Annotated in this window: 3 protein-coding genes; 1 reads left to right on the top strand and 2 read right to left on the bottom strand. The window is 38.6% G+C overall.

Translation table 11 applies throughout. From position 1 onward, the window contains the following. The first annotated feature begins 212 nt into the window (after window positions 1-212). Window positions 213-614 carry a hypothetical protein gene (locus VE944_RS28100; RefSeq protein ID WP_324985123.1) on the top strand — a complete coding sequence of 134 codons (402 nt, stop codon included), beginning with the start codon at window positions 213-215 and terminating at the stop codon, window positions 612-614. Window positions 615-626: 12 nt separating this feature from the next. Here the strand turns inward: VE944_RS28100 and VE944_RS28095 are convergent, their stop codons facing one another. Further along, a complete protein-coding gene (locus VE944_RS28095) occupies window positions 627-974 on the bottom strand; it encodes a type II toxin-antitoxin system ParD family antitoxin (RefSeq protein ID WP_324985120.1) in 348 nt (115 codons plus the stop codon). A gap of 39 nt (window positions 975-1013) precedes the next feature. Then, on the bottom strand, window positions 1014-1656 hold a 643-nt coding region (locus tag VE944_RS28090; RefSeq protein WP_324985117.1), incomplete at its 5' end, for a Uma2 family endonuclease.

The following is a 1656-nucleotide window of genomic DNA, read 5'->3' as shown; positions in this document are numbered from 1 at the left end:
AAGCGGCGGTGTGGTACGACGGGGAAAAAGTGTTAGGTGGCGGAATAATTGAACAGTTTAGTTAATAATAACTCTTACTCTGTTTTGGCATAAAGCAAAACCACCCTTCCTCACTTGTAAGGAGGGGTATTTTTATTTTTAAATGGGATATATGCCGGAAAAACCTATCTCTGACCAATATGGTACTGAAAAGATAGTTACTTATGGAGTCAATGATGACTAAAGCAATTTTAAATCAGCAAGAATTAGTTAAGATAAATATTAGTCAATTATTAGTGCAATTGACTAATGTTTATCAAAATACACGAGGCGAACGACAAGAAATTTCTATTCAATTTCCACCAGAAGATGAAGAGTTTTCACTTTTAGAAGAACTTGAACTTTTAACAGTAAATCTGAGAGGTTATGCAAGTCAAATTCAAAGCACAGGTCAAATTGTCAATCAAGACCAGGCAATTGAGCAATTACAAGCTATGCGAGTTTTAAATATACCTCAGATTGCGAGTTTTTATTTTGGCAGTAATGGCAATTATGAACAGATAAAGAGTTATATTAGAACGTTAGATTACCTGCGCTTACTACTTTTGGAATATTTGCAGTTTCAGAGTGACTAAAATCATTACTGATTAACCTTGGTTTGACCCTTTATGCTTGGCGATTCTTTCCCGCACAGCTTGGTGTATATCTTCCCAATCGTCAGGATTCATCTGAGTTGCATTCCCACAATTTAGACCTTCTAAAAGCATCGCTTCCAAACGTTCAGCCGCTTGACGCTTTTGGTCTTGGCGCACTAACTCACGGAAATATTCACTAACACTGCTGTAACCACCAGTCGCCACTTTCTCTTCTATATAAGTCCCCATTGCATCAGGGAGAGATATATTTATACTTTTCACTGGCACTACTTCCCTAATTTTTCCTTCATAATTATGACAAGTTATGCCATTTATTGCCATACTAGGTTCAATCAGCAAAAGCGATACCTGCGGTCAACTAAATCTACGTACTTTCTATCAAAAACTACTTCTATCTAATGCCCCTTCAAATTCTTTCAAAGCTTGTACGGTTCCTACTTGCCAAGCTCGTTCAACTGTAGCGGCAATAATTTGAGTTAGAGGGATATTTGGAAAGTTAGGACTGTGATCAGATTCGATGTAATGCCCATCCCTGAGTAAATAAATCCTCAGCTTTTTACTATCATAAATCCATAGTTCTGGAACAGCGATCGCTTCGTAAGCATCAAGAGTTGTTTTTGATGTCACATCTGTTTCAATTGCCAAATCAGGAGGCGGATCATCTCGTTCTAGTTTGCGACGACCAATCATTCTTTGGTAATTTTGGATGTAGAAGCAAGCATCTGGTTCTATCCCCGCCGTATTTTCCCGCTTAAAGGTGGTTGAACCGAAGGGTTCATAACTTTTCCCTGCGATCTTCAGCAAGATTTTTACAATATCCGAAATTAAGTCCTTTGATTTTTCGTGTTCGGGTAGAGGAACCATAATTTCTAACGTAAATTTGCTGTAAGCAACTCGTAGCGATCGCTTTTCCCCCAGTTCTTGCAAGATAGACTCAAATTCCTTCCAGCTTACATCTTGAATAGACACTGTACTACCAGGCGCTAGCCGCATTTGGCTAACAGGTTTAACAACGGGGGAT

Source organism: Nostoc sp. (genome assembly GCF_035638895.1).
Taxonomy (GTDB): Bacteria; Cyanobacteriota; Cyanobacteriia; order Cyanobacteriales; family Nostocaceae; genus Nostoc.
This window is presented reverse-complemented; position numbering and strand designations above follow the sequence as displayed.

Coding starts and splice junctions, on each gene's coding strand:
- VE944_RS28100 (WP_324985123.1), top strand. CDS start 213: ATGATGACTAAAGCAATTTTAAATCAGCAAGAATTAGTTAAGATAAAT.